Here is a 26908-nt window from a genome sequence, read left to right on the forward strand (position 1 = left end):
TCAGTGGTGGAAGTGTGACCCGTCCCCCTCGCGAGGCATCGGGCTCTCGAGACGATTGAGGAAGTCGACCTCGGCCCGGATGTCGGCGATGAGGGCCCGGGCGAGGTCGTGACTCAGCCCGGCGCGCACGACGATTCGCTGGACGGTCAGGTCGGCGAGGTCGTCGGCCATCGGGTAGGCGGGTACCAGCCAGCCCTTCATGCGTAGCCGGTCGGACAGGTCGTAGAGGTTCCAGTTCTCGCTGTGCCCGGCCTTCAGTTTCCAGGCGAAGACCGGAATGGTGTCGCCCTTGCTGACCAGCTCGAGACCGTCGATCTGGGAAATCTGGCCGGAAAGCCATTGCGCCACATCGAGAGACCCCTGTTGGACCTGGGTGAAGCCGTCGCGGCCGAGTCGCAGGAACATGTAGTACTGCAACAGGACCTGGGCGCCGGGGCGCGAGAAGTTGAGCGCGAGCGTAGGCATGTCGCCGCCGAGGTAGGAGCAGTGGAACACCATGCTCTCCGGCAACGCGTCGGTGTTGCGCCACACGATCCATCCGACACCGGGATAGACCAGCCCGTACTTGTGGCCGGAGGTGTTGATCGAGACCACCCGATCGACGCGGAAATCCCACTCGAGATCCGGCTGGCAGAAGGGGGCGATCATGGCACCCGACGCTCCGTCGATGTGGATCTTGACGTCGAGGCCGGTGTCGGCCTGGATCTCGTCCAGCTTCGCCGCGATCGCGGTCACCGGCTCGTACATGCCCGTGTAGGTCTGACCCATGATGGCGACGACGCCGATGGTGTTCTCGTCCACGTACTTCTCGAGTTCGTGGCCGTCGAGCACGAGGTGGTCGGGGCTGATGGGCACCCATTTCGGCTCGACCTCGAAGTAGTTGCAGAATTTCTCCCAGCACACCTGGACCGCGGTCGAGAGAACGATGTTGGGGTTCTCGGTCGACTTGCCCTCGGCGCGGCGTCGGGTCTGCCAGTGCCGCTTGAGGGCGAGTCCACCGAGCATGCACGCCTCCGACGAACCGATCGTGGAGGTGCCGATCGCGTTGTCGACGTCCGGGTTGTGCCACAGGTCGGCGAGGATGCGCCAGCACCGGTCCTCGATGGCCGCCGTCTGCGGATACTCGTCCTTGTCGATCATGTTCTTGTCGACGGTCTCCGCGTACAGCTTCTGCGCCTCGTCGTCCATCCACGTGGATACGAAGGTCGCGAGGTTGAGGCGAGCATTGCCGTCGAGCATCGCCTCGTCGTGGACGATCTGATATGCCGTCTCGGGCAACAACATCGAGTCACCCAGCGCGAACTTGGGGAGGTCGGTGGCCTCTCCATCGCGGGTGAAGACGGTGCGCAGGGTCATCGCATCGCCGATGTTGGTGGTGGCGCGGGCGCCACCGGACTGGTTGTGAACGCCCGGGTCGGTGGTCATGTGCACCGAAGTTAGTCGAACCGGACCACTTCCGGAGCGCTTCGTGAGTGAACCGCCGACGCACGGTCGTCGAACTCATCCTCCGGCGTTCGACGACCGTGCCCGGCATCGGTCACTGTTGCGCCGCGTTGGCTCGGATCACCTCTCGCAGGTAGACGGCGAGCCCGGGCGCGTGTTCGTCATAGTGCTCGGTGAACCGCGGGTCCGCGACGTACATGTCGGCGAGGCAGATCTGCATGGCGTGGTCGCAGTCGTAGAAGCGACCGATCTGAGCCCGGTGCTCCTCGGCGAGCGCGTTGGCCTCCGCCGAACCGGGTGTCACGTCGCGACGCATCGCGTCGGCCAGACGGCGCTCGAGATCGTCGGTCTCGTCCTTGATCCGTTGCCAATCCTCTTTGGAATACTGCGCGGTCCGCTGCTGGCTCTGTGTCCATGCCTCGGTGTCGCCCCAGCGCTCCTCGGCTTCGACGGCGTACTCCTCGCCGGGCCAGTCGTCTCCGAAGATCTCGGCCTGGTCGGCCGCCGACAGGGTGATGCCCTTCTTCTTGGCGTTCATCATCTCCTCCAGTGCTGCGACCATCCGGAGCAGGCGATCGATCCGGCCGGTGAGGATCTCGCGCTGGGTCTGGAGATGACTCAGCGGGTCCGCATCGGGGTCGTCGAGCAGGGCCGCTATCTGCTCGAGGGAAAAGCCCAGCTCACGGTAGGTGAGTACCTGGTGGAGTCGTTCGACGTCGGTGTCGTCGTACACGCGGTACCCGGCCGGCGTCCGGCCGGACGGCACCACCAGACCGATCTGGTCGTAATGATGCAGGGTGCGGACGCTGACCCCCACCAGCCCGGCGACGACACCCACGGTCAGATCGCGGACGTTGTCGCTCTCGGTGCGCTTTTCCTCGCTCACGGGACCTACCCTGCTGCCTGACGTCGCGTGAGGGTCAAGTGTGGGGGGTTCGGGCTGTCGTCGGGTTCACGGTGCGAAGCCGATGACCGCGGTGCCCTTCTGGCAGGCGGCGAGGACGCCCTCGAGTTGCGACGGCGCGCAGGTCCAGCCGGCGATCGACTGCTGCTGGCCGGTGGTGATCTTCGGTCCGTACTGGGTGGCGATGGTGCGCGCCGAGTCGCAGGCCACGTCGCCGGCGAGCACCATGACCCGCAACGAGCCGTCGGGGCCGGGGATCGTGCCGCAGGAGGTGTCGGAGTCGTCGGATGCGACTGCGCTGGAGGTCGGCGTCGACGACACGGGCTTGCGACCCGGGACCACCGGGGGCGACGTGGCGGGTTGTTCGGCGGACTGCGGTACGGACTCCGCAGCGCCGGCCTGGGTGGTCGACGAGGCGGTGGTCACGTCCTGTTCCGCGCCGCACGCCAGGAGCGTCGACATCGCCGCGGCGAGTCCGACGGCCGTCGCGGCGACCTTGATCGTTCGGCGAGGGCGGCTCGTGGTGGCACCGGTGGGACGAGTTCTGCGCGACATGGTTCCCCACGGTAGCGAATGGGGTGGCGCGCTCCGAACAGGTCGTCGCCACCCGCGCCGGTTTGGGCGGGCGCGCTGGACCTGCGAAGATGCAGGACGTGAGCAGTACCGGAACCGAACTCGCCGACCCCACGTACGCCATCGCCACCACCCTGCCCGGCACCCGCGGGCGCACGGGGACGATCACCACGCCGCACGGGCCGATCCACACCCCGGCGTTCGTGCCCGTCGGTACCAAGGCGACGGTCAAGACGGTACTGCCGGAATCGGTCTCGGCCCTCGGCGCCCAGGCGGTGCTCGCCAACGCCTACCACCTGTACCTGCAGCCGGGTCCGGAGATCATCGACGCCGCGGGCGGGCTCGGCGCGTTCATGAACTGGCGAGGACCCACCTACACCGACAGCGGCGGATTCCAGGTGATGTCGCTCGGTGCGGGATTCAAGAAGGTCATCTCGATGGAGGCCACCGGCACCCCCGACGACGACCTGACCGCCAACGGCAAGGAACGGCTGTCAAGGGTCGACGACGACGGGGTGACCTTCAAGTCGCACCTGGACGGCTCGACGCACCGCTTCACCCCAGAGGTGTCGATGCAGATCCAACACCAGCTGGGCGCCGACATCATCTTCGCCTTCGACGAACTCACCACGCTGATGAACACCCGCGACTATCAGGTGAATTCGCTGGAGCGGACCCGGCTGTGGGCGATCCGGTGCCTCGACGAACACAATCGGTTGAGCGTCGAGCGCGCTCATCGGCCGCAGCAGGCCCTGTGGGGTGTCATCCAGGGTGCCCAGTACGAGGATCTGCGGCGCAAGGCGGCTCGCGACCTCGTCGCCCTCAGCGAGGCGGATCGCGGGGCCGGCGGAAAGGGGTTCGGCGGCTACGGCATCGGCGGGGCGCTCGAGAAGGACAACCTCGGCACGATAGTCGGATGGGTGAACGACGAGCTGCCGGAGGACTCGCCGAAACACCTGCTCGGGATCAGTGAACCGGACGACATCTTCACCGCCATCGAGAACGGGGTGGACACCTTCGACTGTGTGTCGCCGACGCGGGTCGCCCGCAACGGTGCCATCTACTCACTCGACGGCCGGTACAACGTCACCAACGCCAAGTACCGCAGCGACTTCCGTCCGCTCGACCCCGAGGTCGAGAACTACACGTCGCAGTACAGCCGTGCCTATCTGCACCATCTGTTCAAGGCGAAGGAAGGCCTCGGCCCCACGCTGGCGACGCTGCACAACGTGTCCTTCATCGTCACGCTCGTCGACCGTGCCCGCGAGGCCATCGAGAACGGCACGTACACCGAGTACCGCGACGAATTCCTTCGCCGCTATTACGGGGCGTCGCGCGACGCATGACTTCGCCCACCGCGTCGGTGACGGCGGTGTTCAGAAGGGTGGCGGGTTGGCGTCGTTCCAGCGCTGTTCCGCGCGTTGCTGGCGTCGGAAGTCGTTGTCGCGTAACCGTTTCAGTTCGGCACGTGCGGGGTGGTCGGGTGGCCGTCTCGGGGCGAGGCGGTTGAACAGGTCGCGCCCGCTGAAGGCGTTGCCGACGAACATGTGCCCGGTGGGTGTGGTGAACCACGCCGTGAGGAATTCGTCCTGGTGGTCCTGCCAGCTGGTGAAGGTCTTGATGCGGTGATGAAACCGGCACAGCGGTTTCAGATTCCGCGCATCGGTCGGTCCACCACGACGTGGGTCGGTGTGGTCGAACGGGTCGGTGTGATCGAGATCGATCTGCCAGACCGGGGCGTTGCAGCCGGGGAAGGTGCAGCACAGTTCACCCGCACGCACCAACGCCTGCAGCTTCTTCGACGGGGTGTATCGCGTTGTCGAACTGTCCGCCTCGGGAGCCGATGCCAGTGGCGCGTCGGGCGCGGGATGGATGTAGGTGCGGCGGGCTTCGGCGAGGAGTGTTCGGGCGGTGTCGGCGTCGATGATGCCGTGGCGGTCGAGGAAGGCGGGGTCGTCGTCGAGACCGATCAGGGTCGACAGGTTCACCACGATGTGAAACGTCGCCCGCGGCGCCAGCGATGACGACGGCGAGGCGGCCGGCGCGGCCGGGTCATCGACAGCGACGTCGGCTGACGGGTCGACGACGGTGCCCACATCCACCATCTCAGCAGCTGGTGCAGGCGTCTCGACGGTCTCCACTGTCGCTGGGTCGAAATCTAGTCCTGTCTCGGGTTCGGTTGCGGTGGTGGCGCAGTCGTCGCATGAGCACGCGATAGAAGCTTCACCCCGGGCGAGTGCTTTCAGGGCATCGGCCCGGCGGTTGGCCAACGTTCGAGGGTCACCGGCGTGTACCGCGGTGGCCATCGCCGTCAGGCGGGCGTCGAACTCGGCGGCATCGACGTCGGGCAACGTGCCGTTGATCCGGGACTGTCCGGGCGTGAACCGATCGGGGGTGACGGTCACCTTGCGGTCTTTGGTCACCCGTTCCTGGCGGCGGCGGATCGCATCGGGTGCCCATGCCGCGACGATCGCGTCGACCATGGCGGTGAACCGAGCCGTGGACATCGGTGCTCGGGCGAAGATCGCCTCGGCCAGGTGGGCGTCGACGGTCTGCATTTCTTCGTCGTCGGTGATCAGTTTGGTGCGCTTGAGGGCGATCAGGAAGCGACGCTTGTCGATTCGACCGCACGCGAGTGCGTGTCCGGTGAACGCTAGCCGGTAGCGCAGCGCGTCACCGGCGAAGATGAGTTCTTTCGCTTCGGCCGGGGTGACCGTGAGGGTGGCGCCGACTTCGGCGATGGCCTGTTCGAGGCCGGTCGGACCGAACTGCTCATACGGGTTCTCCCCGGCGGCCACGCGTGCCGACAGGGCATCGAAGGCTTCGATGGAGTCGAGTTCGCCGGTGTGCACCTCAGCGCGCCGCTGGGTGTAGTCCATTTCGCGTTCGTCGTGAATGAGACTGGCAACGGTCATCATTCGATGCGCAGACGCGGCCGCCAGGCCGGCGCAATGATTCAAGACCTCGACGAGTTCGGCGGCGGAGAGTTCATTGTCGGGACGAAGGCGCGGTTCGACGGAATGCTGTGATGGGTCCACCGCTGTGGTGGATCCGGCCCCCGCCCCCGATGACATGACTCCACTGTACTCGAATATGTGTTCGAGTCAAGGGTTTCTCATTCGCAATCCGCGGCGAAGTGGGTTGCCCACGGTCCGGGTGGCGCCCCGCCCGGCTCTCTGTGCCGCTAGCTCGGTTTGTGCCAGGTGATCGAGTGTCGCCACAGTGGTAGTCGACGCCACTTCATACCGGGAAGTACCTCAGCGGCGATCTGCCTGACCTCGCCGAAGGTATGGGGAAACTGCATCCGCACAGGGGCATTGTGCTGCCAGAAGCCCCGAGTGCGAGACAAGACCTGGTGCTGCGCCGTTCCTACCAGGTCGCAGGCGAAATCATACGCGGATGAGCTACGGGCGCAGCCGATCACAACAAGGGTGCCGCCGGCAGCGGTGAGTTCGGCCAGCCGCTCGAGTCCGACGGCAAGCTCAGGGAAATGATGAATGGTGGCGACGGCGACCACGAGGTCGTAGTGAGCTTCGGGCAGCTTGTAAGTCAGAACATCCCCGGCAATCCAGGTGATATCTGCCGGGGCGCTCGACCGAGCACGGGCGATGCTCTCGGCGTCCGAATCGATACCGGTGACCTCAGGGAACTTCTCAGCGAGACGAATCGCCAGGAGTCCATCACCAGTGCCCACGTCAAGTGCAGTGCGTGTGTTCGTCGGCGCGGCGTCGAGGGCTTTGTTGTAGTAGTGGATGTTGTGGTTCCACACGTCTCCTTCTTTGCGCACCTCGCCATCGTGGCATGCACCAACAGTCCCGGTAGGAGGTCGACGTGTGCGACGGTGAGGTGATGACGACTCCTGCGCGATTCGGTCTGGTGTCTCTGGCTATCTCGCAGCCGATGTCTTGACGCAGACTCTCACCGATGACCCGACACATCACACAGAATCCTCGCCGACCATTCGTTCACGGATTCCACCGGACACTCCGGTGCTGTCCGGGTTGAGGTCGTGGATCGCGCCCGAATGCGGCTCGACGGGCGTGCCCTTCTCGGTCTCGGACTTCGCGACCGCCGCCGAGAACCGCTCGGTGAGTCCCGGCATGATCTGGTGAGAGGCGTTGGCGGCCTTGGCCTTGTAGCCGATTGGTTGGTCCAGTTTCGGATCGGTGCAGGCGGCGACGATCGCGTCGACCACGATCTGCGGGTCGTCCATCGCGGACATGCGAGGTTCGTGCCCGGTGTAGTTGGCGGCGTGAACCCACCACGGTGTGTCCACCGCCCACGGCATGATGGTGCCGACCTTGATCTCGTCGGCGCCGGCCATTCGCAGCTCCTCGCTGAGCGAGTGTCCGAGGCTCCGGACCGCCGCTTTTGTTGCCGCATAAGTGTTCTGGAGCGCGATGGGAACCGCGCTGTCGACCGAGCCCACATTCACCAGCGTGCCGTGACCTTGCGACCGGAAGATGCGAAGTGCCGCATGCGCACCGTAGATCAGCCCCTTCAGGTTCACGTCGACGAGGCGGGCGTGATCCTCGATCGGGATGTCCCAGAAGTACCCGACCGCGCCGACCCCGACGTTGTTCACCCATACGTCGACGGAGCGGAAGCGTTCGAGTGCAGCGGATGCCAGATGGGCGACCGCGCGCGGATCGCTGACGTCGGTGGGTACCGCCATCGCGGACCCGCCCTGGCCGGTGATCTCCGCGACGATTTCGTCGAGCACGGCGGTTCGACGGGCCGCGACCACCACGTTGGCGCCGAGTTCACCGAGCCGGACCGCGGCACCGCGCCCGAACCCGCTGGACGCCCCGGCGATGACGACGGTCGAACCGGTGATCTCGTTCTTGTCGCTCATGCTGACCGCCTACCCGAGGTCGGGGCCACCAAACCGACATCGACGGCCGGATGGTCGCTCAGGTGGCGGCGCGGGATTGCCGGAACGTCTCGATCGCGGCGCGGTCGTAGGAGTTCGCGGCGGTTCCGATGCCCTGCGCGACATGCGCGGCGACAGCGCAACCGAGTTCGGCGGAGTCGGCGAGATCGAGCCCGCGGAGCCGACCGGTGAGGAATCCGGCGGAGAACGCGTCACCGCACCCGGTGGTGTCGACGACGTCCACCGGGAACGCGGGTACCCCTATGGCGTCGTCGGCGGTCACGACCAGCGCACCCTCGGCGCCGCGGGTGAGTGCCACACATCCGACGCCGCGCCCGAGGAGCGCTCGTGCGCCGTTCTCGAGGTCGTCGGAGCCGGTCAGGCCGCGGGTCTGCTCGTCGTTTGGCAGCAGGTAGTCGAGATGGGGAAGCGCCTCGCCGATCCACTCGAGGAGCCCGGGGTCGCCACCGGAGAGCAGGTCCGCCGACGTCGTGATCCCGCCGTCGCGGGCGCGGCCCAGGAGTTCGGCGGCTAGCGGGCCGCCGAGGAATTCGGGTCCGCCGAGGTGCAGATGATCGAGCCCGTCGAGCGCGCCGGAGGCGAGGTCGTCCAGGACGAACTGGGCATTGGCTCCGATGCAGTGCCACGCGGGCCGGTCCCCGTTGGGCCGCACGGGTATGACCGACGACGACGTCTGGACCCCGTCCTTGGGCACGAGACCGCATGTGTCGACGCCCTCGGCGTCGAGCAGCGCGGTCAGCGATCGCCCGATCGGGTCGCCGCCGATCGCACCGTGGGTTCGGACCGAGGCGCCCAACCGGCTGAGCACGAGCGCGGTGCCGCCCGCGGTACCGGCCGCCGAGAAGCCGATGGACTCGACCAACGCGCCGTCGGAGCCCGCCGGGATGGAATCGATACCGACGACATGTATGTCCAGCACGTGGACGCCCACGGTCGCGATCGTGAGGGGGGCGGTCGTCGCGGACGAAGGTGTCACGTGCGGTTCTCCTTGGGGGTCCCGTAGTCCAGTCGGATCGCCTGGGCGACAGTGGACTGCTGTTCGTCGGCGGTCAGCTCGCGGGGCCGGCCGATGCTACTGGCCCGGTGGTACAACGTGGCGAGCCATTCCAGCAGCAGGGCGTTCGCCACGGCGTCGGCCAGGCTGGAACCGCGTGCCACCGAACCGTGATTCGCCATCAGCGCGACCTGCGTGTCGACCAGGGCGCCGGCGACGATCTCCGCCAGTTCCGGGCTGCCGAACGTCGCATAGGGGGCGATCGGTATCGCGCCACCGAGACCGAGCTGTTGATAGTGCAGCACCGGCAGCGAGGTCAGTCCGCTCACACAGGCAACCGCGGTGCCGAAGGGTGCGTGCGTGTGCACGATCGCCTGGGCACTCGTTCGCTCGTATACGCACAGGTGCAGGTCGAGCTCGGAGGACGGGGCGATCATCCCGTCGACGGCGTCGCCGGAGAGGGACACGACCGTGACGTCGGCCGCCGAACATTCCGCGAGGACGATCCCGGTCCCGGTGATGGCGACGTGGTCGCCCGCGCGGGCCGACACGTTGCCCGCAGTGCCGATCAGGAGGCCTTCGGCGGCCACCCGCCGAGCGGCCTCGGCGACCTGCTCGCGCAGCGACGAGAACGTCATCGGACGTGGGTGTCGACCCGGGGGCCGCGGGAAAACATCGCCGGGCGTGTCGCGGAACTCGCGGCGCGTTGGGTACGTTGGGACCACATACCGGACATTTACCCACATGCCTCAGCGCTCGGCACCCGGTATGGAACAGCCGAGCACCAGCGAGAGAGACGATGAGACGCGGAAAGCGCCGAAAACGCCGACGACACCAGTCGGCCCCCTGTTCTGAACTGAATCATCCGGGCGTTCCGCCCGGCACCGGCACCGGGGCGGTCACATGCTGACCCTCCTCGGAATCGGACTCGGAATCCTGGTGGTCTTTCTGATCACCGCCCTCACCGGTTACTTCGTGGCCCAGGAATTCGGCTACATGGCGGTCGACCGGTCCCGCCTCAAAGCCCGTGCCGAAGCCGGCGACGCTGCCGCGAAACGCGCGCTCGCGGTCACCCGCCGCACATCCTTCATGCTCTCCGGCGCGCAGCTGGGCATCACCGTCACCGGCCTTCTCGTCGGTTACGTCGCCGAACCGCTGATCGGTTCCGGCGTCGGGGAGTTGCTCGGTGGCGTCGGCATCCCGGTCGGTGTGGGCGTCGCGATCGGCACGATCATCGCGATCATCTTCTCGACCGTCGTGCAGATGGTCTTCGGTGAGCTGTTCCCCAAGAACCTCGCCATCGCCCGGCCCGAGCCGGTCGCACGGTGGCTCGCTCGGTCGACCACGATCTACCTGGCCGTGTTCGGCTGGCTCATCGCCCTGTTCGACAAGTCGTCGAACCTGTTGCTCCGGGCGCTGCGCATCGAACCCGTCCACGACGTCGAGCATTCGGCGTCGGTGCGCGATCTCGAGCACATCGTGGCCGAGTCGCGGGACGCCGGCGATCTGCCCGACGATCTGTCCGTCCTGCTCGACCGCGTACTCGAATTCCCCACGCGCACAGCAGAACACGCAATGATCCCGCGGCCGAACACCGATCATGTCGACGCGGATCTGCCGGCCGGCGACGTGCTGACCCTGATGAGTACCGGGCACACGCGTTATCCCGTACTCGCCGGCGGTGACGACGAGGTGCGGGGTGTGATCCACCTGCAGGATCTGCTCGAGTGGACTCATGCGCTGAAACAGCAACCGCCGCAAGCTGATCAGAACGCCACCGCGGTCGATCTATGCCGTCGGGCGGTGGTCGTGCCCTCCACGCTCCCGCTGCCCGAGGTGTTGGAGAACCTCGCGGACGCCCATGACGAGATGGCGGTGGTCATCGACGAGTACGGCGGCTTCGCCGGCGTCGTGACCGCCGAGGACATCGCCGAGGAACTGGTCGGCGAGATCGACGACGAACACGATGCCGAGTCGACCGTCGCCATCGAGGAGATCCCCGAGGGCTGGCGTGTACGTGGCGACGCACATGTCGACGAGGTCTCCCGGACCGTCGGCTGGGACCTACCCGAAGGCGACTACGAGACGATGGCCGGTCTGGTGATCGCCGAGTTCGTCGGACTGCCCGGGGTCGGCGACACGGTCACGATCGCGATCGAACCCGACCCGTCGACCCTGCTCGACGACGACGAGGCGCCACCCCGCACCGTGCGGGCCACGGTGCTCGAAGTGGACAAGCGGGTTCCCGCGCTGCTGTCGATCAGCGTTGCCCAAGACGAGACGCATACGCACGCGAAGAATCCGGCCGAGAGCGGAGAGGGGCGAGACAATGGATAACCCATGGGTCATCACGGCCATCACAGTGGCCCTGATCGCGTCGAGCGCCTTCTTCGTCGCGATCGAGTTCGCACTCATCGCCGCCAAGCGGCACCGGCTCGAGGATGCGGCCGCGACCAGCGGCAGCGCCCGCGCGGCACTCCGCAGCGCATCGGAACTGTCGGTACTGCTCGCCGGATCGCAGCTCGGTATCACGGTGTGCACGCTCGCACTGGGTTCGATCACGAAACCGGCCGTGCACTACTGGCTCACGCCGCTGTTCGCGGGATGGGGGCTGCCGTACTGGTCGGCCGATGTGATCGGCTTCGTCCTCGCCCTCATCATCGTGACGTTCCTCCACCTCGTCGTCGGCGAGATGGCGCCGAAGTCGTGGGCGATCGCCCACCCCGAGAAGTCGGCGATCATGCTGGCGATCCCGATGCGCGCCTTCATGTGGGTCACCCGCCCGTTCATCGTCCAGCTCAACAACCTGGCCAACTGGTGCCTCAAGCGCGTCGGCGTCGAAGCCGTCGATCAGGTCGCGACGGGGCAGGACAGCGATGCCCTCCGACACCTGGTCGAGCACTCGGCCACCGTGGGCACGCTCGACGAGCGGTACCACGCCCACCTGACGAGTGCGCTGGAACTGGAGTCGTTGACCGTCGGAGACGTCGTGACGCCCAACGACCATCTGGCCGCCGTCGGTCCGACCGCGGACACCGATGAGATCCAGACGGCGGGCCGGACCTCGGGGCACCTGCGACTGCTCGTCCGCGACGACGCATCGGCGGCGCCCGTCCGCGGCGTCGTGCACGTCCGCGACAGTCTGAGCGCGTCGCCGGGCGCCACGGCGGCCGATCTCATGCGTCCGGTCCTCAGCGTCGAGTCGGGCCAGCCCGTCTACGAGACGCTCACCGCCATGCGGGAACAGCGCGCCCACCTCGCGCTGGTCACCGATGACGGCCGCGCGGTCGGGCTCATCACCATCAACGACGTGCTCCAGCGGTTGCTGGCGACTACGGCGTAGGAGCGTTGACGAGCGTGCGTCACTGACCCTTCGTGGCTCGTCGCTTGCGCTCCTCGCACCTCAGGGAGCAGGGGTTATGCGTTCTTTCGGATTGGGGAGCGTGGAAGTGGGCCGCTAGGTCCACTCGTCGGACGTCAGGAACCACGGCTCGGTCGGCAGCGCCGCCGGGTCGAAACGCCCGGCCAGCAGCGGGAGGGTCACGGGCTCGTCCCGGCCCCCGAGGCCCAGCGAGTGGGCGATGCGGGACAACACCGTCGACGACGAGATGCCCTCGTCCGCGAGGTCGGACAGAGTGACCGCGCCGTCGCGTTTGCTGAGCCGTATCCCGTTGGTGTTCAGCACCATCGGGACGTGGGCGTACACCGGCGGGGTCGATCCGAGCAACGTCGCCAGGTAGGTCTGGCGCGGGGCCGAGGACAGCAGATCGTCGCCGCGGACGACCTGATCGACACCCTGCGCGGCGTCGTCGACGACCACGGCCAGGTTGTAGGCCGGGGTGCCGTCGTTGCGCTGCAACACGAAGTCGTCGACCGCGCCCGAGTACGCGCCGTGCAGCAGGTCGTCGACGCCGAACACCTCGACATCGGCGCGGAGCCGGATCGCGGGTGGGCGGGTGGCGCGGCGTTCGTCGCGCTCGGCCGCGGTGAGGTCGCGGCACGTGCCGGGATAGGCGCCCTGCGGCGCATGCGGCGCGGACGGCGCCTCGAGGATCTCGCGGCGGGTGCAGAAGCACTCGAAGGTGCGACCGGCATCGCGGAGGTCGGCGATGACGGCGCGATATGTGGCGAGCCGGTCCGTCTGATGGATGACGGGCGGGTCCCAGTCCATGCCCATGGCCGCGAGGTCGGACAGCTGGCGGGAGTCGGCATCCGGGACGGCGCGGTCGAGATCCTCCATCCGGATCAGGAACTGCCGGCCGGTGGTACGCGCGAAGAGCCACGCGAGGAGCGCGGTCCGCAGGTTGCCGACGTGGAGGTCCCCGGAGGGGGAGGGCGCGTACCGGCCCGCTCGCGGCGTCGACATCGCGTCGAGATTACCGTCCCGCGATGAGAATCGTCGTCGGGACCGGTCTGCCTGTGCGGCCCGGACCACGCCCCCGGGTACGCGGCGGCGCGTAGGCGTTGCGGTCGCGTCGACGAGTGAGGAACGATGAGTTTCATGGATCTCCCGGTCATGCCGCCTGTAGCGCCGATGCTGGCCAAGGCGGTGACCAGCGTGCCGCCGCAACCGGACGGTTCGGTGGCGTGGTCGTATGAACCCAAATGGGATGGTTTTCGCGCGTTGGTCTTCCGCGACGGCGACGAGGTCACGATCGGATCGCGAGGCGGCAAGGACCTGGCACGGTACTTCCCCGAGATCGTCGCGGCGGTGAAAGACGAACTGCCCGAGAAGGTGGTCCTCGACGGCGAGATCGGGGTGCCCGCCCTCATCGGCGACACCCACCGGTTGGACTGGGACTCGCTGGCGCAACGGATACATCCCGCCGAGTCGCGCGTGACCATGCTCGCCGAGAAGACCCCGGCGATCTTCATCGGCTTCGACGCGCTTGCGCTGGCGTCGACGAGCGTGATGGCCGAACCGTTCGAAGTACGACGGGAGGCGCTGCTGCGGGCCGTCGGTCCGGGTGGGCGGGATCGTCGCGTGCATGTCAGCCGGGTGACGAGCGACCCCGCGGTCGCCGAGGACTGGTTCTCCGCCTTCGAAGGTGCCGGGCTCGACGGTGTCGTCGCCAAACGACTCGACGGCGTGTACGTCGAGAACAAGCGGGAGATGCTGAAGATCAAACACAAGCGCACCGCGGACTGCGTGATCTTCGGGTATCGAATCCACAAGTCGGGGACCGGGATCGGCTCGATGCTGCTCGGATTGTTCGGTGACGACGGCGAACTGCGGATGGTCGGTGGGGCCGGCGCCTTCTCCGACGCGAAACGGATCGAGCTGCAGCAGATGTTCGAGCCGATGCGCCTCGACCCCGAGAAGGCGTCACCGGGTGAGCCGACGCGATGGCGGTCGGAGAAGTCGGGGGAGTGGATTCCGATCCGTCCCGAACTGGTCGCGGAGTTCGCCTACGACCAGATGGAGAACCACCGCTTCCGGCACACCGTGAAGTTCCTGCGGTGGCGGCCCGATCGGGACCCGGAGAGCTGCGGCTATGACCAGCTCGAGGTCCCCCTCACCTACGATCTCCACGACGTCCTCGAAGGGGAATGACCATGGCATCTCGCTCTCCCGCAGAGGAACTCGACGTCGACGGAATCGCCGTCCGGATGAGTAACCCGGACAAGATCTACTTCCCCGAACTCGGCGAGAACGGGGGCCGCAAGCGGGATCTCGTGGGGTATTACCGCACCGTCGCGCTGGGAGTCGAGGAGAGCGGCGAGGGCCCGTTGATGCACGCGGCCCGCGATCGGCCGACGTTCCTGCAGCGCTTCCCCGACGGGGTCGAGGGCGAGGAGATCTATCAGAAGCACATCGCGAAGAAGCGTCCGGAGCATGTGCAATCGACTCCGATCGTGTTCCCGTCCAAGCGAACCGGCGATGCGATCCGGCCGACGGTGCCCGCCGACCTGGTGTGGGGCGCCAATCTGGGGACGGTCACCTTCCACACCTGGCCGACGCTGCATCCCGACAACGATCACCCCGACCAGCTCCGCATCGACCTCGATCCGCAGCCCGGCACGACCTTCGAAGACGTCCGGCGCGTGGCTGTCGAGGGGTTGAAGCCGCTGCTCGACGACCTGGGTTTCGTCGGTTTCGCGAAGACCTCCGGCGGGCGCGGAGTGCACGTGTACGTGCCCATCGAGCCGCTGTGGGACTTCATCGCGACCCGACGCTGCGTGATCGCGCTCGCCCGCGAACTCGAACGCCGCGACCCGGATGCGGTCACCACGTCGTGGTGGAAAGAGGAACGCGGAGAACGGATCTTCATCGATTACAACCAGAACGCCCGCGACCGGACGATGGCGTCACCGTATTCCGTCCGACGCAGCGCCCGCGCGCGGGTGTCGACGCCGGTGACGTGGGACGAACTCGCCGATGTCGACCCGGACGACTGCACCATCGCGACCGTCCCGAAGCTCCTCGCGGATCGTGGCGATCCGTGGGCCGACATCGCCGACCATCGGCGCGGCGTCGAGAAGCTCCTGGAGATGGTGCAGGCCGACGACGCAAACGGCTTGGGTGACATGCCTTATCCGCCCAGTTACCCCAAGATGCCGGGCGAGCCGCCGCGGGTGCAGCCGAGCAAGAAGGTCGCCGAGCACTGGGACGAGAAGGGGAATCGACGTTCCGATGGGTGACCGCGGAGCCGTCAGGTACGGAACGCGATCAAGAGCCCCAGGTAGACCAGGTAGAGAGCCACGAACGCGACGCCCTCGTACCGGGACACCCGCCGCCCGGAGAGGAACACCGGAATGCACAGCAACGCAACGGCGGCCATCAGTGGAAGGTCCACCCGGATCAGGTCATCGGTGACCTCGAGCGGCCGCACCAGTGCGGTCACGCCGAGGATGAAGGTGATGTTGTAGACGCTCGACCCGATGAGATTGCCGATGGCGAGGTCGCGGTTGCCGCGGAGCGTCGACATGATGGTCGTCGTGAGCTCGGGTGCGGACGTGCCGATCGCCACGACGGTGAGGCCGATGAACGCCTCGCTGACGCCCAGCTCCGTTGCCACGTCCACCGATCCGCGGACGAGCCAGTCGGCCGCGAGCACGATCAAGACGATCCCACCGAGCAGTTCGAGTACCCGGCCCCAGACCGGTCCACCTGTGGCGGGGAGCTCGTCGGTGACGGTCGGCGACGCCCTGGCCTTCACTTCCACGCGGATGGCGGTCACGGTGTAGGCAACCGCGACCGCCAGGAGCAGCACGCCGTCCAGACGGTTCAGGTCGCCGTTCAGGCTCAACACCAGGAGCAGCAGTGCGCTGACGGTCATGACCGGCAGGTCGAGCCGAATGGTCTGACGTCCCAGCGCGAGTGGTACCAGGGCAGCCGAGAGGCCGAGGATGAGAAGGAGATTGACGATGTTGGTGCCCGCGATGTTGCCGATCGCGAGCGGACCCGCATCGTTCAGGGACGCATCGATGCCCACGGCGAGCTCCGGCATGCTGGTCCCGATGGAGACGATCGTGAGCCCGACCAGCAGGGGAGAGACACCGAGCCGGCTCGCGATCGCCGACCCACCGCGGACCAGGAACTCCGCGCCGACGATCAGTCCGGCCAGGCCCGCCAGGATCAGCGCGGCGTCGAGGACCATCCGGACTCCTTCCCGACCGTTGCGGGGTGATCAGCGGCGCAGCGCCTCCGCGGCCCAGGTGGCGAAGCTCTGCCAGCCGACATCGGGGAATCGTCGATGCAGCGTCGGGATGTCGACCTCGTAGCCGCGCCCGCCGAGGAAGGTGAACATCGCCCGCATGTCCTCGGACTCGATGCGTTCCGGGTCGTAGGACTCCGCGGTGACGGTGGTGCCGAGGACCTCGCCGATGATGCGCGCCATCTCGGCCGGCGTCGGCTGGTCGGACGCGAGGTCGATGCGCTGCCCGACGTGGACCTCGGGTGCGGCGAACAGGGTGGCAACCAGTCGTCCGAGGTCGCGCCGCGAGAGTTGTTGCAGCGGCTTGTCGGCGGGCATGGCGATCGGCATCACGCCTGCCGCGAGGGCGTCGGCGCCGCCGAGCAGGTTGTCGAAGAAATAGGCCGGGCCGACGATCGTGTGCGGGATCTCGGTGGCCGCCAGCATCTGCTCGACCTCGAACTTGGAATCGAAATGCGGCACGCCGGTCTGGCGATCGGCCGAGGCGACCGAGGAGAACACGAGGTACGGGATCGATGCGGACGTGGCCGCCTCGATGAGTGCGCGACCCTGGCCGATCTCGGCGCCGACCCCGGACTCGAACGGCGTGGTGAGTGCGAACACGCCTGCGGACCCGGTGAACGCCTCGGACAGACCCACGCCACTCACGATGTCGCCGACCGCGAGTTCGACACCCCGATCGGCCAGGCGTGCCGCCTTGCTCGACACCGCGTCCCGCACGACGGCGCGGACGGGGAAACCGGCGTCGAGCAGCGCATCGAGCACGGCGCCGCCCTGCCCTCCGGTGGCTCCGACGACAACAACAGGAGAGGTATCCGCCATGCCGTCGACCCTAGCGGTGGGATGCCCCCGCCGGACGGTTTGGGTTGGTGCACGCTCGGCGGCTATCATCTCGACGTTGGAGGATTCGCCTAGTGGCCTATGGCGCTCGCCTGGAACGCGGGTTGGGTTAACAGCCCTCAGGGGTTCGAATCCCCTATCCTCCGCCACCGAAGGTCCGTAGTGACGCCCGCTCGCCGGGTGCACCGCGGACCTTCGTCGTTGTAGCGACTGGGCCGGGGGTGGTGTCGCCCCGCCGGAGCCCCTCGCTACACTGGACGACGGATCCCGCGCGGCGTGCATCCTGTGAACTCCCCCAGGGCCGGAAGGCAGCAAGGGTCAACGGGCTCTCTCGGGTGCGCGGGGTCCCCTATATCCGATACACATCTTCTAGGTCTGCGGCGTCGGCCACCCGCACCGGCGTCGAGCCGCGAGAGGGCCCACGTTGAACTTCCACTCGATGAGTGCCGACCAGCTCCGCGACACCCAGGCGGATCTGACCAAGCAGTACGAGTCACTGCGCGCTCTGGGCCTGAAGCTCGACCTCACCCGCGGCAAGCCGGCTCCCGAGCAGCTCGACCTCTCCAACGGCCTGCTGTCCCTCCCGGGCGACGAGTACCGCGACGGGGCGGGCACCGACACCCGCAACTACGGCGGACTCAACGGACTCCCGGAGCTGCGCGGGATCTTCGGCGAGCTGCTCGCCGTCGACCCCGACAACCTCCTCGCGCTCGGCAACTCGAGTCTCGAGATCATGCACGACCTCACCGTGTTCGGGATGCTGCACGGCACCGCCGACTCCGATGCGCCGTGGGGTCGTGAGCCGATCAAGTTCCTGTGCCCCTCGCCCGGGTACGACCGCCACTTCGCGATCACCGAGAGCCTCGGCATCGAGATGATCCCGGTGCCGATGCTTCCCGACGGTCCCGACGTGCGGGTGTGCGCCGAACTCGTGGCCGGCGACCCGAGCATCAAGGGCATGTGGGCCGTGCCGACCTACTCCAACCCGACCGGCGTCACCTTCTCCGAAGAGACTGCCCGCGGTCTGCTGGAGATGCCCGCAGCCCCCGACTTCCGGATCTACTGGGACAACGCCTACGTGGTGCACACCCTGGTGGAGAACCCGCCCGCCGCGCTGCCGATCGTCGAGATGGCCGCGGCCGCCGGCCACCCCAACCGCGTGTACGTCCTCGGCTCGACGTCGAAGATCACCTTCGCCGGCGCGGGCGTCTCGTTCTTCGGCTCGTCGCCGGAGAACCTGGCCTGGTTCAGCAAGTACCTCTCGCTGAAGACCATCGGACCCGACAAGGTCAATCAGCTGCGTCACCTCAAGTTCTTCGGCGATGCCGACGGCGTGCGGGCGCACATGGCCCGTCACCGGGAGATCCTCGCCCCGAAGTTCCAGCTCGTGCTCGACATCCTCGACGATCGCCTCACGGAGTCGAAGGTCGCGTCGTGGTCGGAGCCGGAGGGCGGCTACTTCATCAGCCTCGACGTCGTCGACGGCGCGGCCCGACGCACCATCGAGTTGGCCAAAGAGGCCGGTATCGCTCTCACCGCGGCCGGATCGGCGTTCCCGTACAAGACCGATCCGCACGATCAGAACATCCGCCTCGCACCGACGTTCCCGAACACCGACGACCTGCGAGCCGCGATGGATGGGGTGTCCACGTGCGTTCTGCTGGCGGCGGCGGAGACACTCCTCGCCCGGTCCAGCTGAGGTCGTCGCGCGCCCCCGCGGCCGCTGACACGGCGGCCGTGGAAGCCGCGGACGGTGCCGACACACCCGCAACGCGCCGACCGCGGCGTTAGATTGCTCTCATTCTCCGGCGAGTGCGCTGGCGTGCACGCCACTTTGTGACAGGCTTTCAAATCGTGAATCTGCCCAGGCCGGTTCTTCTCGCAACCGGTTTCGCCGTCGTGGGGGTCATCGCACTGGCGCTCCAGGACGTCGTCGTACCCTTGGGCGCCCAGTTCTGGGGGTTGCTGAACAATCAGATCGACCTTGCGGTGTATCAGGCGGGCGCCCGGTCGGTGACCGGAGGCATCAGCCTCTACGACGTCAAGATGGTCGGCGACCTGGACTACACCTATTCGCCGTTCTCCGCGCTGTTGTTCAGTCCGCTGGCCTGGGTGTCCTTCGATCTCGCGCGTCCGCTGTGGACCGCAGGCATCGTCGTGGCGCTCTACCTGGTGATCATGCTGAGCTTCCGCAGCCTCGGCCGACCGGTGACCTGGCCGTTGCGCGTCATCGCGGTGTCGCTGGTCGCGGTGGCGATGTTGTTCGAGCCGGTGCGGACGACCATCTGGTACGGACAGATCAACGTCTTCCTGATGCTCGTCATCCTCGCGGACCTGACGCGTCCGGACGGTGGACGCCTCAAGGGGTTCTGGACCGGCGTCGCCGCCGGCATCAAGCTGACACCCCTCATCTTCGCCGGATACTTCCTGGTGCAGCGGAACTGGCGCGCCCTCGCGGGGGTCATCGGTGGTTTCGCCACCACCGTGGTGATCGGTTTCGCGGTGTTGCCGGGGGATTCGTGGTCGTACTGGACCGGAAAACTGTTCGAGTCCGACCGGGTCGGGTCGGCGCAGTTGCGCGGCAACCAGTCCCTCCGCGGCATGCTCGCCAACCACCTCGACACCGACAATCCGCCGACGCTCCTGTGGCTCGTCGTGGTCCTGGCGGCACTCGCGGTCGGCTTCGCGGTCGCGACCTACGCCCATCGCAAGGGCCAGGAACTCCTGGCCATCAGCATCGTCGGCATGACCGCGTGCGTCGTGTCGCCGATGTCCTGGGGCCATCACTGGGTCTGGTTCATCCCGATCCTGGTCATCGGGGTCCACCTGGTCCTCGACGTCCGACGCCCGCGCACCCCGCGGGTGTGGGCGGGTGTTGGTGTCGCGGCTCTCGTCCTGCTTGCGTTCTCGTGGCCGACGCACGTGCCCGCGCTGATCCCCGACGGCTATTACACGGGGTTGTACGTCAAGACCCACATCCGGTGGATGAACTGGTTCACCGTCAGCCCCTACCTGTGGGCCTACCTCGGTGTGCTCGTCGCAACGGTCGTCGGCCTGCGGATGGTCGGCAGCCGCGGACCGTCGACGTCCGACCCGGTCATCCCGGCCGGCGTCGCGGCCGCTGTCATCGCCGACGGCGGCTTGCCGACCGGTGATGCGGGCGGCTCCGGGGCCGAGGACCGGCGGCATGCGGACAGAAGCGGCGGTGAGTCCGGACCCCCCGAGTCCGACCGCCCGTCCGAGCCCACCGACCACGTCCACGGTATGGCCGATGACCTGGTCGGAACCGACGGCGAACCCGTCAGCGAGACACCCGAACAGGGGTCTGCTCCGCCAGTGTGAGGCACGCTCATCGAGTGTCACGGGTCGCCGGTAGTCTCGACGCGTGGCTCTGTATCGCACCTATCGCCCGGCTACCTTCGCCGACGTCGTGGGGCAGGAGCACGTCACCGATCCGTTGAGCCGCGCCCTGGATTCCGGGCGCATCAACCACGCGTATCTCTTCTCGGGTCCGCGTGGCTGTGGCAAGACGTCGTCGGCGCGAATCCTGGCCCGTTCGCTGAACTGTGTGCAGGGGCCGACCTCCACACCGTGCGGGACCTGCGCCTCATGCGTGGCGCTCGCGCCGGGCGGACCGGGCAACCTCGACGTCATCGAACTCGACGCCGCGAGCCATGGTGGTGTCGACGACACCCGCGAGCTCCGCGACCGCGCGTTCTACGCGCCCGCCGAGTCGCGCTACCGCGTCTTCATCGTCGACGAGGCGCACATGGTGACGAACGCGGGCTTCAACGCGCTCCTCAAGATCGTCGAGGAGCCGCCGGAGCACCTGATCTTCGTGTTCGCGACCACCGAACCCGAGAAGGTGCTCCCGACCATCCGGTCGCGGACCCATCACTATCCGTTCCGGCTGCTCGCGCCGCCGGTCATGCGCGGCCTGCTGGAGAAGATCTGCGAGCGCGAGAACGTGACGGTGGCGCCCGAGGTGTATCCGCTCGTCATCCGTGCGGGCGGCGGATCTCCTCGTGACTCACTGTCGATCCTCGACCAGTTGCTCGCCGGCGCCGACGACGACGGGGTCGCCTACGAACGCGCCCTGGCCCTGCTCGGTGTCACCGACGTCGCGCTGATCGACACCGCCGTCGACGCACTCGCCGACGCCGACGGGTCGGCGTTGTTCGGCACGGTGGAGAAGGTGGTCGACGCCGGGCACGACCCCCGGCGATTCGCCGTCGACCTGCTCGAGCGTCTGCGCGATCTGATTCTGCTGCAAGCGGTTCCAGATGCTGCCGACCGCGGGTTGGTCGAGGCCCCGGGCGACCAGCTCGCCCGGATGCGCGCCCAGATCGAGACCCTCGGCCCGGCGTCGCTGACGCGGTTCGCCGAGATCGTGCACAACGCGCTCGGGGAGATGCGGGGCACCACGTCGCCGCGGCTGCTGCTCGAGGTGATGTGCGCGCGGATGCTGTTGCCCGCAGTGTCCGCCGACGACGCGGCGCTGCTGCAGCGACTCGAACGACTCGAGTCGGGCATCGGCACCACGTCGATCCCGGTGCCCGCGAAGCCGGCTGAGCCGGAACCGGAGCCGAAGTTCGTCCGGCCGTCGCAACGCAAGGCGATGGAAGACGCCAAGGCCGCCCAGGCTTCCGACCGTGCGGCTGCCGAGGCGGTGGAGGCCGACGCCGCGGCTCCCGAACCCGTGGCGCCGGAACCCGTGGCGCCGGAACCGACCGCGCCGGAACCGACCGCGCCGGAACCTGTGGCGCCGGAACCCGTGGCGCCGGAACCCGTGGCGCCGGAACCCGTGGCGCCGGACCTCGACTCCGCCGCACCGACCGAAGGGCCCGCCGAGGACGAATCGATGTTCGACGAGCTGATCGCCGAACAGCCGAGCGTCGATGCGACAGACCCCGACCCGGTGGCAGACCCGGCGCCTGCCACGCCGACGCAACCGCCGGCTCGTGCCGAGCGGACTCCGTCCGCGCCGGAGCCGCCGTCGCGTCCGCGGGTGACGTCTTCGCCGGAACCGGAACCAGTCGCCGTATCCGCGTCGACGTCGCCCTACGACGACATCCCGCTTCCCGATGAGCCCGTCGATGAGGACGACGTGCCACCACCGGATGCGATGCCCGTCCGCGCCCGCCGGCCAGAACCCGCACCCGAGCCGGAAGCAGAGGCCGAGTCCGAGCCCGAGGCGCCCGCCGGTCTCGACGCCGACTCGGTGCGCAAGCGGTATCAGGACTTTCGGGCCGCGGTGCGTGAGCGTTCGAAGAGTTTGGAGCCGATGCTCTCGGCAGCGGTCATCGCCGACGTCGACGGAACGACCGTGGTGTTGTCGCATCCCGTCGAGGTGTTGGTCGGGCGTCTGTCGGCGCCGCACGCCGTCACGATCATCCGAGAGGCGCTGACCGAGGTCTTCGGTACCGAACTCGACGTTCGCACGGTGCACCAGGCGCCGGGTGCCGCCGCGCCCACGGGCGCGTCTGCCGCACCGCCGTCGAAGCAGCCGGGTAAGGCGCGCCAGTCGTATTCACGGCCGAGTCGTGCGCGCGACCAGTCGGCGACGCCGGCGCCCGCGCCGGAACCGGTTGCCGAACCGGAGGAACCCGAGCCGCCACGCGCCGACGAGGACATCCCGCACGACGAGCGCGCGGAGATGGTGGCCGACGCGCGGACCGGGAACCCCGAGCAGCGGCTCGACCCGGACCAGGTGGCGCTGGAATTGCTCAAGTCCGAGTTGGGGGCCAGGCCGCTCGAGTGACCGGGTGTGTTCGCGGCCGGCGCTCGTGTACGGCCGTTCGTGGTAGAACGCACAGATGCGACGAGTAGCGGTGCGCCTCGGACTGTCACTGATGTCGGTGACGGCGGCGCTCACGATGTCGATGGCGTGCGCTGCGGCGACCCCGACCGAAGCGCCTGCGGTCGGTGCGTCTCCCGGCGGCGGAACATCGGGATCGGCGGTCGGAGCTCCCGCCGTCGGGCCGGCGCCGTCGATGCGGATGCCGGTCGACCGGCGGGTCAGCGCCGTCGGTTTCGTCGACGTCCGGACCGCGGTTCCCGACGCCGTCCTCGACCTGCGATATGCGACGGCCGACAACTTCGTCGGCGAGCGACTGTACCCGCCGAACGCCCGCTGTCTGGTCCACGAATCGATGACCCCGGGACTTCGAACCGCCGCGCGGACTCTACGGGCCCGCGGCGAGGTGCTGGTGTTCTGGGACTGCTACCGGCCGCACTCGGTGCAGCAGAAGATGTTCGACAAGGTGCCGGATCCCGCGTGGGTGGCCAGGCCGGGGCCGTATTCGACCAGCCACGAAGCCGGACGTTCGGTTGACGTGACACTGGCCGACGGCCGCCCGAACTGTCCTCCGGCGCGCGTCGTCGGCGACCGGTGTCGTCTCGACATGGGGACCGACTTCGACTCGTTCACCCCGCGGGCCACCGCGTATGCGACCGAGGGGGTGTCCGCGCCGGCACGGGCCGCTCGAACCCGCCTTCGAGAGGCGATGGCCGCCGGTGGGCTGACGATCTACGCGGGGGAGTGGTGGCACTTCGACGGACCCGGCGCCCACGTCCGCCGCCCGGTCATCGACGTGCCGGTCACCTGAGCGTCGGGACCCTTCGAGGCTCGTCGCTTGCGCTCCTCGCACCTCAGGGAGCGGGGGCTGTCGCTTGCGCTCCTCGCACCTCAGGGAGCGGGGGCTGTCGCTTGCGCTCCTCGCACCTCAGGGAGCGGGGGCTGTCGCTTGCGCTCCTCGCACCTCAGGGAGCGGGGGCTGTCGCCTGCGCTCCTGCAGGTAGCAGAGGCAGGGCAGTCGTCAGGGTCGGGCTCGCCGTCAGGCGTCCCACCACGGCCGGAGTGGTACCTGGTGACCGCCGTCCTCGTCGAGCTTCGTGGCGAGCACGTGATGGAGCTGGATGATGTTGCGGTCGAAGCCGATTCGGCATCCTGCCATGTAGAGGCCCCACAGCAGCGCGGTGCCCTCGCCGACCTCGGCCACCGCCTCGTCCCAGTGCTCGACGAGGTTGATGTTCCAGTCACGCAGCGTCATCGCGTAGTGCTCGCGGAAGTTCTCCTCGTGGATGACCTCCATGCCGCCGATGTCCTGCAGCTTCGAGATGATCTTGCCGGAGCCGGTGAGCTCTCCGTCGGGGAACACGTAGCGGTCGATGAACGATCCGGCTTTGCTGCGACTGGCGTTGTCGGGCCGGGTGATGCAGTGGTTGAGCAGCATGCCGCCGGGGCGGAGCTTGTCGCGCATGAAGCCGAAGTACGCGGGGTAGTTGTGGACGCCGATGTGCTCGGTGAGCCCGATGGACGACACGGCGTCGAATCCGCTCTCGGTGATGTCGCGGTAGTCGCTGTGCCGGACCTCGGCGAACTCGCCGAGTCCTTCGTCGGCGATGGCCTTCTGGGCCCACTGCGCCTGCTCGGCGGACAGTGTCGCCCCGATGGCGTGGACGCCGCGTCGGGCGGCATAGCGGACCATTCCGCCCCAGCCGCAACCGATGTCGAGGAGGCGGTCGCCGGGCTTGAGGCGGAGCTTCTCGAAGATGAGGCGGTACTTGTTCTCCTGCGCGGCTTCCAGCGATGCGTCGCGTTCCGGGTAGACGGCGCAGGTGTAGGTCATCGACGGTCCGAGGACCCACTCGTAGAACGTGTTCGAGACGTCGTAGTGGTAGTGGATGACCTCGGCGTCGCGGGACTTGCTGTGCCGCAGTCCTTCCGCGAATCGCCGCCAGCGCGGCACGGCCTCCTGCGGCGGCGGTGCGATCGGCTTGAAGTGCTCGATGCCCAGCGACCTGGCGATGTGCGCGAGTGCCAGCGGGGAGGGACGGTGGAACTGCAGGTTGCTGGCGAGAGCCTTCAGTGCGGGGTACGGGTCGCCGGGGTGGGCGCCGATGAGTTCGAGATCGCCTGCGATGTAGGCCCGTGCGAGCCCGAGGTCGCCGGGCGCGGTCACCAGATACGTCGTCCCCCGCGGGGTCTTGAGGTCGAGGCCGTATTGGGCGTCCGCGGGTCCGGCGCTGCTGCCGTCGTAGGCGGTGATCCGGATCGAGAGATTGCCGCCGAGGAGGGTCTCGAAGATCTCGGCGAGGGTCATCTTGCCGGCGTGTGAGTCGACACTCGACGGCGTGCTGTCCTTGAACGTGGTCATTGGCGTTTCACCGCTTTCGCATAGAGGTCCAGCAGACGGCCGCGCGGGTCGTACCGCTTCTTGAGGAGCCGATAACTCTCTCCGCCGTAGAGTTCGTCGAACTCCTCCGGCGTGTAGAAACTCTCTGAGTACAGCGACTTGTGGCCGTCGAGTTCGGCGACCTTGCGTTCGATGATCTTGTTGGTGTGTCCGGGATCGCCCGGGGTGACCGGCACGGCCGACCAGAAGCCGACATTGACGTAGGTGCGTTGCGGGGCAAGGGGATACAGCGGCCACGGGCGTACCGGATCGGCGCTCGGGAGGGCCGGCTCCCGAAGACGCAGTGGGCACAGCCAGATCGGTTCGATCGGGATGTCGGCGAGGAACCACTCCACGTACTCGGCGGTCCGTTCGATGGGCACCTCGATGTCCTGCACGACCCGCTCGCCCGCGGGCAGGCCCTTGCGGGCGTTGAGCCGGTCACCGATGTCGAACCGCTGGTCGAGTCCGATGAGCTTCCAGTAGAAACTGCTGCGCAGGTACCGCTTCGGCCACCAGCGTCGGATCTTCGGGTTCTGTGCGCCGAACGCGCGGGAGCACCAGAACCAGTCGGTGTCCCAGCGCCACAGGTAGTCGTGGATCGTGAGCCGATCGGTGGTCTTTCGCTGAATGGACCGGTAGAAGACATCCATCCCGGTGTAGTCGCTGACCGGCCCGTCGTCGTCGGTCTGACGGCCGAGTGTCAGGTAGGACTCGTTGGCGGAGAAGACGACTCCGTCGAGATAGTCGACGGGCTCGCCGTCGTGCGTCTTGGTGGTGACGATCGCGTCCATGGTCGACTGGAGGTCGGCGATGGTGGTGAACCGGAGATGGCGCAACGCCACGTAGGGCTTCACCGGCTCCAGCTCGATGCGGAGGCGGACCGAATATCCGAGCGTGCCATAGGAATTCGGGAATCCGTAGAAGAGGTCGGCGTGCTCGTTGGTCGGCGTCGCCGTCAGGATCTCGCCGTCGCCGGTGAGGATGTCGATCTCCAGCACCGATTCGTGGGGAAGGCCGGATCGGAACGATGTGCTCTCGATGCCGAGGCCGGTGACCGCGCCGCCCAGGGTGATCGTCTTGAGCTGCGGGACGACCAGCGGCGCGAGGCCGTACGGCAGGGTGGCCGCGACCAGGTTCTCGTAGGTACACATCCCGGCGACGTCGGCGGTTCGTGCCGCCGGATCCACCGAGATCACGCGGTCGAGTCCGGAGACGTCCAGTCCGGGATGCGGATTGGCGGCGCGCTTGCGGAAGAGGTTGGACGTCTTCTTGGCCAGGCGCACGGTTGCGTGCGGCGGAATGGCACGATAGCTGGCCAGAAGGTCGGACACCCCCTGGTCGAATGCCGCTCCCCCCATCTCCAGCCGGTTGCTCACCCGGATAGCCTAGGACTTGATCAGTTCGCCCGCCAATCGTTTCGTA

The 26908-nt window shown here is 67.8% G+C and carries 22 protein-coding genes, 1 tRNA gene and 1 other RNA gene; 11 read left to right on the forward strand and 13 right to left on the reverse strand.

Annotation, left to right across the window (positions count from 1 at the left end; all coding sequences use genetic code 11):
• From gad to BCM27_RS02210, 3 genes are all read right to left on the reverse strand, one after another.
• The gene (gad, locus tag BCM27_RS02200; protein WP_033204552.1) at nucleotides 1-1425 is read right to left on the reverse strand and encodes a glutamate decarboxylase; all 1425 of its coding nucleotides are present in this window, start codon (nucleotides 1423-1425) and stop codon (nucleotides 1-3) included.
• A 112-nt stretch (nucleotides 1426-1537) separates the two neighbouring features.
• Nucleotides 1538-2329 carry a MerR family transcriptional regulator gene (locus BCM27_RS02205; protein WP_004021564.1) on the reverse strand — a complete coding sequence of 264 codons (792 nt, stop codon included), beginning with the start codon at nucleotides 2327-2329 and terminating at the stop codon, nucleotides 1538-1540.
• Between the two features lie 66 nt (nucleotides 2330-2395).
• Complete coding sequence (locus BCM27_RS02210) at nucleotides 2396-2902, reverse strand: hypothetical protein (protein WP_051987100.1); 507 nt, start codon at nucleotides 2900-2902, stop codon at nucleotides 2396-2398.
• An 89-nt stretch (nucleotides 2903-2991) separates the two neighbouring features.
• On the opposite strand from BCM27_RS02210, the gene tgt reads away from it, so the two are divergent.
• Entirely contained in the window at nucleotides 2992-4266 is a 1275-nt protein-coding gene (gene tgt / locus BCM27_RS02215) for a tRNA guanosine(34) transglycosylase Tgt (protein ID WP_004021566.1), read from the forward strand.
• Nucleotides 4267-4296: 30 nt separating this feature from the next.
• Here the strand turns inward: tgt and BCM27_RS02220 are convergent, their stop codons facing one another.
• The 5 genes from BCM27_RS02220 to BCM27_RS02240 form a co-directional block, all read right to left on the reverse strand.
• Complete coding sequence (locus BCM27_RS02220; protein WP_004021567.1) at nucleotides 4297-5994, reverse strand: HNH endonuclease signature motif containing protein; 1698 nt, start codon at nucleotides 5992-5994, stop codon at nucleotides 4297-4299.
• A 110-nt stretch (nucleotides 5995-6104) separates the two neighbouring features.
• The gene (locus BCM27_RS02225; protein ID WP_033204550.1) at nucleotides 6105-6707 is read right to left on the reverse strand and encodes a class I SAM-dependent methyltransferase; all 603 of its coding nucleotides are present in this window, start codon (nucleotides 6705-6707) and stop codon (nucleotides 6105-6107) included.
• A 150-nt stretch (nucleotides 6708-6857) separates the two neighbouring features.
• Nucleotides 6858-7775, reverse strand: a complete 918-nt coding sequence (locus BCM27_RS02230; protein WP_004021569.1) for an SDR family NAD(P)-dependent oxidoreductase — start codon at nucleotides 7773-7775, stop codon at nucleotides 6858-6860.
• 58 nt (nucleotides 7776-7833) lie between these two features.
• A complete protein-coding gene (locus BCM27_RS02235) occupies nucleotides 7834-8790 on the reverse strand; it encodes a carbohydrate kinase family protein (protein WP_004021570.1) in 957 nt (318 codons plus the stop codon).
• Entirely contained in the window at nucleotides 8787-9446 is a 660-nt protein-coding gene (locus BCM27_RS02240) for a class II aldolase/adducin family protein (RefSeq protein ID WP_004021571.1), read from the reverse strand. The genes BCM27_RS02235 and BCM27_RS02240 overlap by 4 nt, the downstream gene beginning before the upstream one ends.
• A gap of 265 nt (nucleotides 9447-9711) precedes the next feature.
• Here BCM27_RS02240 and BCM27_RS02245 point away from each other — a divergent pair, with 265 nt between their 5' ends.
• Together BCM27_RS02245 and BCM27_RS02250 are read left to right on the forward strand one after the other, a co-directional pair.
• Nucleotides 9712-11145 (forward strand): hemolysin family protein, encoded by a 1434-nt coding sequence (locus BCM27_RS02245; RefSeq protein ID WP_004021572.1) that lies wholly within the window; start codon nucleotides 9712-9714, stop codon nucleotides 11143-11145.
• Nucleotides 11138-12151 (forward strand): hemolysin family protein, encoded by a 1014-nt coding sequence (locus BCM27_RS02250; protein ID WP_004021573.1) that lies wholly within the window; start codon nucleotides 11138-11140, stop codon nucleotides 12149-12151. The genes BCM27_RS02245 and BCM27_RS02250 overlap by 8 nt, the downstream gene beginning before the upstream one ends.
• 114 nt (nucleotides 12152-12265) lie before the next feature.
• On the opposite strand, the gene gluQRS is transcribed toward BCM27_RS02250, so the two are convergent.
• Nucleotides 12266-13174, reverse strand: coding sequence for a tRNA glutamyl-Q(34) synthetase GluQRS (gene gluQRS / locus BCM27_RS02255; protein WP_004021574.1), 909 nt, complete (start codon nucleotides 13172-13174; stop codon nucleotides 12266-12268).
• Nucleotides 13175-13309: 135 nt separating this feature from the next.
• Here gluQRS and BCM27_RS02260 point away from each other — a divergent pair, with 135 nt between their 5' ends.
• Nucleotides 13310-14362: an ATP-dependent DNA ligase gene (locus BCM27_RS02260; RefSeq protein ID WP_033204651.1), complete on the forward strand. Its 1053-nt coding sequence runs from the start codon at nucleotides 13310-13312 to the stop codon at nucleotides 14360-14362.
• Nucleotides 14363-14364: 2 nt separating this feature from the next.
• Entirely contained in the window at nucleotides 14365-15450 is a 1086-nt protein-coding gene (locus BCM27_RS02265; protein WP_004021576.1) for a DNA polymerase domain-containing protein, read from the forward strand.
• Nucleotides 15451-15461: 11 nt separating this feature from the next.
• On the opposite strand, the gene BCM27_RS02270 is transcribed toward BCM27_RS02265, so the two are convergent.
• Together BCM27_RS02270 and BCM27_RS02275 are read right to left on the reverse strand one after the other, a co-directional pair.
• Nucleotides 15462-16409, reverse strand: a complete 948-nt coding sequence (locus tag BCM27_RS02270) for a calcium/sodium antiporter (RefSeq protein WP_004021577.1) — start codon at nucleotides 16407-16409, stop codon at nucleotides 15462-15464.
• A 30-nt stretch (nucleotides 16410-16439) separates the two neighbouring features.
• The gene (locus BCM27_RS02275; protein WP_033204547.1) at nucleotides 16440-17288 is read right to left on the reverse strand and encodes an NmrA/HSCARG family protein; all 849 of its coding nucleotides are present in this window, start codon (nucleotides 17286-17288) and stop codon (nucleotides 16440-16442) included.
• 78 nt (nucleotides 17289-17366) lie between these two features.
• On the opposite strand from BCM27_RS02275, the gene BCM27_RS02280 reads away from it, so the two are divergent.
• The 6 genes from BCM27_RS02280 to BCM27_RS02305 all read left to right on the forward strand — a co-directional run bounded on the left by BCM27_RS02280 (nucleotide 17367) and on the right by BCM27_RS02305 (nucleotide 23914).
• Nucleotides 17367-17455, forward strand: a tRNA-Ser gene (locus BCM27_RS02280).
• A 110-nt stretch (nucleotides 17456-17565) separates the two neighbouring features.
• An RNA gene (ffs, locus tag BCM27_RS02285) (signal recognition particle sRNA small type) lies at nucleotides 17566-17660 on the forward strand.
• A gap of 70 nt (nucleotides 17661-17730) precedes the next feature.
• Entirely contained in the window at nucleotides 17731-19005 is a 1275-nt protein-coding gene (locus BCM27_RS02290) for an aspartate aminotransferase type Ic (RefSeq protein WP_004021579.1), read from the forward strand.
• A gap of 155 nt (nucleotides 19006-19160) precedes the next feature.
• Nucleotides 19161-20648: a glycosyltransferase 87 family protein gene (locus BCM27_RS02295; protein ID WP_004021580.1), complete on the forward strand. Its 1488-nt coding sequence runs from the start codon at nucleotides 19161-19163 to the stop codon at nucleotides 20646-20648.
• 43 nt (nucleotides 20649-20691) lie between these two features.
• Nucleotides 20692-23067, forward strand: a complete 2376-nt coding sequence (locus BCM27_RS02300; RefSeq protein WP_004021581.1) for a DNA polymerase III subunit gamma and tau — start codon at nucleotides 20692-20694, stop codon at nucleotides 23065-23067.
• Between the two features lie 55 nt (nucleotides 23068-23122).
• Nucleotides 23123-23914, forward strand: coding sequence for a M15 family metallopeptidase (locus BCM27_RS02305; protein WP_051987101.1), 792 nt, complete (start codon nucleotides 23123-23125; stop codon nucleotides 23912-23914).
• A gap of 228 nt (nucleotides 23915-24142) precedes the next feature.
• Here BCM27_RS02305 and BCM27_RS02310 read toward each other — a convergent pair whose 3' ends face one another.
• Nucleotides 24143-25465, reverse strand: a complete 1323-nt coding sequence (locus tag BCM27_RS02310) for a class I SAM-dependent methyltransferase (protein WP_004021583.1) — start codon at nucleotides 25463-25465, stop codon at nucleotides 24143-24145.
• On the reverse strand, nucleotides 25462-26844 hold the full coding sequence (locus BCM27_RS02315; protein WP_033204647.1) for an FAD-binding oxidoreductase: 1383 nt from the start codon (nucleotides 26842-26844) through the stop codon (nucleotides 25462-25464). The genes BCM27_RS02310 and BCM27_RS02315 overlap by 4 nt, the downstream gene beginning before the upstream one ends.
• Nucleotides 26845-26908: the final 64 nt, after the last annotated feature.

The sequence above is a fragment of the Gordonia terrae genome (assembly GCF_001698225.1).
Taxonomy (GTDB): Bacteria; Actinomycetota; Actinomycetes; order Mycobacteriales; family Mycobacteriaceae; genus Gordonia; species Gordonia terrae.